The following is a 6,958-nucleotide window of genomic DNA, read 5'->3' on the forward strand; positions in this document are numbered from 1 at the left end:
CCTGCCCTCTGCCACCTCAGCAAAGGGGGGTTTTGCTCTCGTGCTCGTTTAAAAATCAGCAAGGGACAGGTAGTATTTTTTGAGAAGATCACTCAAAAAATCTCCACCTTTAAACCCTTGCCAATTTTTATTTTGTCCGTTTTGTCTAGCTTACCGAAAGCCAGACTCAGCAAGAATAAAATTTTTATTGTCTTTCGGTTTTCTAGTGTAACGGACAAAACCACTCAAAATAAAAAAGATACAAGAGAGGTCTCTCGTATCTTTTATTCAGCAATCGCGCCCTTTAATGGAACAAAAAGATTTGAATTCCTGTTATAAAAAAAGGATCAATTTTGAACTCTCTCCCAAAGTTGATCCCTTAACGATTTAGAAATCCCTTTGAGAATGTTTATATACATTCAAGGTAACCAGCCAACTAATGACAATGATTCCTGAAAAAAGTAATAACAAATTACTATACAGATAAGTTGACTGATCAACTTCCATAGGTAACAACCTTTGATCAAGTAAGGGTATGGATAATAAACCACCTACAATTGCAATACCTGTTCCCTCTGATAAAAAGCTGGTAAAGTTAAGCAAACTCATTCCAGCACCAGCTTCCTGCTGTTTCAAGCTACTTGAAACAATTGTTGATATAACTGTTTTGGTGAACGAAAGCCCACCTAAAACAAATACGATTATAATTGTCATGAACCATGATGTTGTTTCTAAAAGAAAGGAAGCAGTTAAAAAGCTAACAGAAAGAAATGTAACTCCGATGTTTAACACGTATAAAGGACCTCTTCTATCAACAAGTATCCCACCAATGTAGCCGAAAATAATGACACTCATTGTTCCAGGGAAAATAATTACACTTCCGATTTCGGCAGTACTTAGCTGGTGAACATCTTTCATCATATAAGGAACCATAGAGACAAACCCTGCTACTGTTCCAAATATAATTCCCCCACAAAGAACTCCAATCATAAAAGGTATATTTTTCCCTAATCCGGGATCAACAAAAGGATCTGTTACTTTCCTGATATGTTTTACAAATATCAGGAATGACAGCACGCTAACGATAAGAAAAGAAATGCTATATGATGTTGTAAACAACATAAAAAATACAATGCCTACAGACATTAGTATAATTCCTTTGATATCAAAATGACCTTTTATCCTTACTTCTTTCTTTAATAATTTCATAAGAAACGGAACAGTGATAATTGTTATCATAGGAATGAGTAGAAGATAGGACCAATGAATATAATGGGCTATCATTCCACCAATCGCTGGACCGACTCCTTCTCCCATGGCTACTATCGATCCAATAAGACCAAATGCTTTACCCCTATTTTCCTTTGGAATATAGCGCGCAACTACAACCATTACGAGTGCTGGAAATGCAGCTGCACCAGCCCCTTGAATAAAACGAGCCATAATAAGTAAGGAAAAGAAAGAATGGCCAACAAACCCAATTACCGACCCGAAACAATTTATTATAATTCCAAATAGGAGTAACCTTTTGATGCCTAATTGATCAGATAGCTTTCCATATACAGCTGTTCCAATGGAAAAGGTTAACATAAAGGCTGTGTTCACCCAGTTTGTACTCGCAGGTGGTTTATTAAAATCATTTGCAATATCAGGTAATGAGACGTTCAAAACCATTTCATTTAATACGCTAAAAAAAGATAAAATGCAAAGCCAAATTAAAATTTGGTTGTGTCGTAAATTCGATTGTGAATAGGATGTATTCACATTTCACCCTCCAATAATGAGGGCAGACGTAGTTTATAGGGTTAATGATACGCTTCCCTCTTTTAATTGAACCCTGTTACATTCATTTCACTTCATAATTAATTCCTCCTTTACACTTTAATTCAAATCTTTATTAAAAAATATTTCATCTTATTTAACAAGAAACCATATTTATATAACAACATAAAATACACTAAGTTATTTTATTGAACATATATCGTACTTTATCTATCCGACTATTTGGACGACGGGGCTGGCAAACAGGTTCACCGGTAGTAACATGGTACCCTTTTAACTCTGTTAAACAAACACTACGTCCATTTGTAAAGAAAGTTAAATCACTACGATATTCTTGAATACACCGAGCAGGGATTTCTCCACTAAGAATGACCTCATTATTTTTCAATTGAGTGTCTACGATGTTCGCACAATATTTAGGAGCATCGTTGTATGCTCGTGAAAGATATTCCTGTGGCGCATAAATTTTAAAACTAAGATATGGCTCTAACAATTCTGTTCCAGCTTTTTTTAAGACTTGTTCCAATACAATAGGAGCAAGCATCCGAAAATCTGCTGGGGTACTAACAGGGCTATAGTATAAGCCATACTTAAAACAGATTTTACAATCCGTCACATTCCAACCATATAATCCTTGTTCGCAACCATAGCGTATCCCTTCCATAACTGCATTTTGAAATGATTGATTTAAGTATCCAAGAGAAACCGAGCTCTCATACTGCATTCCACTTCCCAACGGAAGCGGTGATACAGATAAACCAATGGAAGCCCAGAAAGGATTTGGCGGCACTTCGATGTGAATGGTATATTCTGCATTTTTTAACGGTCTCTCCATATAAATGACTGTAGGCTCTTTTAGTTCTATCTCCACATGATACTTTTCTTGCAACAGTGCACTAATCACTTCCATTTGTACTTTCCCTAAGAAAGAAAGTATAATTTCATGTGTCGTAGAATCCACATAATATTGTAGAAGCGGGTCACTGTCGGAGATTTCTAAAAGTGCATCAAGTAACATTTCCCTTTGTTGAGGTTTGCTCGGTTCAACAGTTGTTTGCAGCAGAGGGAGCGGATTTTCAATTCTCTCTCTCTGTGGCAATAGCTTTGTATCTCCAAGAACACTATTTAGCTTCAAAAACTCATTTTGCAAAATAACAATTTCCCCGGAATAAGCCTTATCAATTTTACATAATTCACCATTTATTGAAGTATACATTTCTGTAATTTTTATTTTTTCCTTTTCCGATATTCTAACCGAATCCCGCAAATGCAGGATTCCGCCATAAAGGCGTACATATGCAAGACGTTGTCTTTCTTCCGAATATTCAATTTTGAAGACATTTCCGCAAAGTTCAGACTTCTTTCTGTATGTTGATGAATAAAATTTATTCGTTATCACTTCTATAAGCTGCTCAATCCCTATGTTGCTTTTTGCGCTTCCATGATAAACAGGGTACAAGGAGCAATTCTGAAATCTTCTGATTTCCTCTTGTTCGAGTTCTAATGCTTCTAATGATTTACCGGACATATATTTCTCTAAAAGGTCATCATTTCCTTCTATTACCACATCCCATTGCTCAGGTTCCGTACAGCTCATCACACACATATTAGGGTGCAGCTCTACTTTCTGTTTGATTATAATTTCCATAGAAAGTTTCTCTTTAATATCCTGATAAACCGTTGATAAATCAATTCCATTTTGGTCAATCTTATTGATAAAAAAGATTGTGGGAATCCCCATTTTCCTAAGTGCATGAAATAATATACGAGTTTGTGCTTGTACGCCATCTTTTGCAGAAATCAGTAGAATTGCCCCATCTAAAACTGATAATGAACGATATACTTCTGCTAAGAAATCCATATGTCCTGGCGTGTCTATGATGTTCACCTTCGTATTTTCCCACTGAAAAGAGGTTATTCCTGTCTGAATTGTAATTCCTCTCTGACGTTCTAAAAGCGTATTATCCGTCCTCGTTGTACCTTTGTCCACGCTTCCTAATTCTGTAATCGCTCCACTGTTATATAATAAGCTTTCTGTTAAGGTAGTTTTTCCTGCATCAACATGAGCTAAAACTCCAATATTAATAATTTTCATGTGATTTTCCTCCATTCAAAAACCCAAAAGGGCATAAAAATCCCAGTGATAAATACTTTTATCACTGGGATTTTTATGCATAACCATAGGTATACAAAGCATACAGATATTCTCTGGATACTTTAGAATCACATGATAAAGGTATTCTTAAACTGGGTACAAAAAACTAAGCCCTCCTAAAAAAGGACATCTAATTATTTGTTCCTGCTATCAAATTGACAGTTTATTTAAGAATACCTTGCCGCATATTTATTAACTCCTTTTAAATAGTCACTTAAATAATAGCACGTAAGAGCATATTTGTAAAGGAATCTCCAATTTTTTATCAAAAAGAGTACATGATTACAAAGTATCTGTAATCATGTACCAATATTTGTTATTTTACAATCTTCCAATTACTCCCGTTCTTTTCAAGTACCAAATCAAATTGAGATACCTGCGTTGCTTTGGTCTGCTGGTCGATATACTCCACTGTCAGCGATACCGTGACTTGATTATCCTTACGATTGTGAATAGGATTTACCAGTTCTTGAAAGATGTACTCTTTTCCGATTGGTTTTAATATCCCGTCATTCACATAGTAGGAAAGTTCACTGGCTGTCGCTGTAGGATAGAGCTTGAAGAACGTCGTTAAAAACTCATTGATTTCATTGGTTGTAATGGAATCAACCGTCCCCTCACTTTCAATGGCTTTTGGTTTATAACTTGATTTCTTAGGTATGTTGGTAATGGTCGGATTCTTAACCAGTACCATATTTCCAGAACCATCTACATAGACACTCACTATATAAGCAGAGTGGACGGTCTTTGTATTTTCTCCCTCTGTAATGAGCTGGTCTACACTGTAGGTTACATTAAACTCATTGTCGCCAGTTGGCTCTACCGTCCATATCTGAAATCCTCTTACAGAAGACGATACAGGAATATCTTTGCGTACTGTATCAACATTGAGAGCTTGAAGTTCATCTGTCAGATAGCCTTTTAGACTTTCCATTCGATTATCAATGGACTTATCGGATTGCTCCCATGAATAGTAGACTTTCGCAAAGTTCTCTACAAAATTTTCTACATGATGAGTATCAACGTATTCCTTTTCTATGATAGTTGTTTCGTGAATAGTATGAGTATCTATAGCTGTAAAGTGCTTGAATATCGCAAAGCTGAAACTAAGCCCTAAAAGTACCCACAAGGCAATCACAACCTTTTTATGAGGATTGACCTTATAGACACGAGGTTTCTTTTCCTTTGGTATCTGTTTTTCTTTATTCTGATTTTTTCTAAATTTCATCATTAAATCTTCCTTTCTCATTGTTTGATTCGTCCTGCTCCCACTAAATGCTGTTGCCAGTAGGGGCTTGTTAAGTCGGCATAACCGATTGGGTCGCCTGCATGAAACATACGGTTATTGCCAAGGTATATCCCAACATGAGTAATATAAGAGCCAGCGTTATAGGTAGAATGAAAGAAAACCAAATCGCCAGCTTGTGCTTCCGATAGTGGGATATGCTGGGTCACATCATATTGCTGTTGTGCGGTTCGTGGTAAGTTAATTCCAGCTTTTCCATACGTCCATTGTGTCAGTCCGCTACAATCAAAAGAAGTAGTCGGGGAAGCTCCACCGTAAACGTATCGCCAGCCCTCATATTTCAGTGCTTCGTCCATGATGGCTTGTACCGTATCATCATCAAACTCTGTTGTGACAAGATACTGCGTTACCAGTTGCACATAAAACATATTGCCATAGTTGTATCGCCAGCCCCCATTGATAGGTATGGCTATGGGATTGGGGTAAGACACTTTTTCGCCACCTGAATACTCTTTTGAGAAACTTTGAGCCAGTTCAAAGGTATATTTATTTCCACGATTAGCCACATACCCTAAGAAACCACCACCATAATTGTAGGACTGGATAACCGATTCTAAATCTACACTGAGCCTTTCGCTACTGGCTAATAATTCACTGAAATACTTCACACCTTGCTTAATGGATTCTTCTGTACTCAATGAATTAGGTGGAAGACCGAGGGATTCCGAGGACTGCATAACATCTTCCGCAGTACCGCCCGATTCCACCTGTATAATCGCAAGAAGTATGTTGACATATTCTTCAACGCCATATTCTTTGGCATATTTTTCTACCATAGGCTTATGAGCCAGCACTTCTGCGGAAACATTCACACCTCCATAATGAATATTGGAAATTCCGCTGTCCTGTTCATCTGAAAATAAAATGGCAACAAACAGAAGCAGTGAGAAGACCATCAAGAATAGCCCAGAACCACCAATCACTAAAGCTTTCAGTTTCATGGTTTCTTACTGCCTTTCTTGATAGTGGCGGATTTTATTGGTGGTCTATTTCTAAGGTTTTGGCTTTGAACTCTTTGAACAGTAGACGGACGCTCTTTTGTGACTGGACGTTGTGAAGCTCTGTCTGCTGGTGTAGTTGAAGTTGCTGGCTTTTGAACTGTTCTTTCTTGTGTAGTACGGTTTTGTCGTTCCGCTTTTAAACTTAAAGAATCGGACTTAACTGCTGGACGCTCCTGTTTGGCTTGTTGAGATTCCATGCGTGAAGTCTGAATAGAAGATTGTTTTGCGGTCTGTCCATCATGAGATTGTTCTTGCTTAGTAGCTGGTCTTTCATGAACGGAAGAAGCTGGCTGTTTTTTCTGTTTGACCTGTTCCATTTCAGAGCGACGCTCTGCAATGGTTTTGCGTCTTTGTTCCTGCTGTTCCTTGCGTCCGCTGGCTCTGTCTGCTCTGGTTTGAGAAATACTGGAAGTTAGGTCACGAACATTTTCTTTTGCTTTGGATTTTCCTTGATACACTGCATATCTTGCATTGGTCGGAATATCCTTAACCTGTTCTTTGAGATTACCAGCAGAATCAACGATTTTATCTTTGGTATCAGCAACTGCTCCGATTGTTTGTCCGATACGTTTTCCAAGTGTTGATTTTTCCTGTCCGTCTGGACGGGTGTGATCTGCTTGTGTCCTACCAGAACTACCCGACTGTCCTTGTTTTCCTGTAGCACTGGCGGTTCTGTTGCAAAGTTTTAAATCTACTATCAAATAAGGTAGAATAATAGAAAAAGATAGCAGGAGT

Annotated in this window: 5 protein-coding genes and 3 pseudogenes; 1 reads left to right on the forward strand and 7 read right to left on the reverse strand. The window is 37.7% G+C overall.

Going from position 1 to position 6,958, the window contains the following annotated elements; translation table 11 throughout:
- Positions 1–318 (forward strand): hypothetical protein (locus AB3I12_RS13150; protein WP_368015666.1); only part of this gene is annotated, 318 nt, incomplete at its 5' end.
- Between the two features lie 48 nt (positions 319–366).
- Here the strand turns inward: AB3I12_RS13150 and tet(L) are convergent.
- From tet(L) to AB3I12_RS13185, 7 genes and pseudogenes are all read right to left on the reverse strand, one after another.
- Positions 367–1,743 (reverse strand): tetracycline efflux MFS transporter Tet(L), encoded by a 1,377-nt coding sequence (gene tet(L), locus AB3I12_RS13155; RefSeq protein WP_001574277.1) that lies wholly within the window; start codon positions 1,741–1,743, stop codon positions 367–369.
- A gap of 33 nt (positions 1,744–1,776) precedes the next feature.
- A pseudogene (locus tag AB3I12_RS13160) lies at positions 1,777–1,830 on the reverse strand (tetracycline resistance efflux system leader peptide); the annotation flags it as partial.
- A 106-nt stretch (positions 1,831–1,936) separates the two neighbouring features.
- Positions 1,937–3,856: a tetracycline resistance ribosomal protection protein Tet(M) gene (gene tet(M) / locus AB3I12_RS13165; RefSeq protein WP_001574275.1), complete on the reverse strand. Its 1,920-nt coding sequence runs from the start codon at positions 3,854–3,856 to the stop codon at positions 1,937–1,939.
- Positions 3,857–3,871: 15 nt separating this feature from the next.
- Positions 3,872–3,919 (reverse strand): annotated as a pseudogene (locus AB3I12_RS13170) (hypothetical protein); the annotation flags it as partial.
- Positions 3,920–4,232: 313 nt separating this feature from the next.
- The gene (locus tag AB3I12_RS13175; RefSeq protein ID WP_001224319.1) at positions 4,233–5,165 is read right to left on the reverse strand and encodes a conjugal transfer protein; all 933 of its coding nucleotides are present in this window, start codon (positions 5,163–5,165) and stop codon (positions 4,233–4,235) included.
- Entirely contained in the window at positions 5,162–6,163 is a 1,002-nt protein-coding gene (locus AB3I12_RS13180) for a lysozyme family protein (RefSeq protein ID WP_001574272.1), read from the reverse strand. The genes AB3I12_RS13175 and AB3I12_RS13180 overlap by 4 nt, the downstream gene beginning before the upstream one ends.
- Positions 6,160–6,958: pseudogene (locus AB3I12_RS13185) on the reverse strand (YtxH domain-containing protein); the annotation flags it as partial. The gene AB3I12_RS13180 and the pseudogene AB3I12_RS13185, both read right to left, overlap by 4 nt.

It is taken from the genome of Enterococcus sp. C65, assembly GCF_040887165.1.
Taxonomy (GTDB): Bacteria; Bacillota; Bacilli; order Lactobacillales; family Enterococcaceae; genus Enterococcus_B; species Enterococcus_B hirae.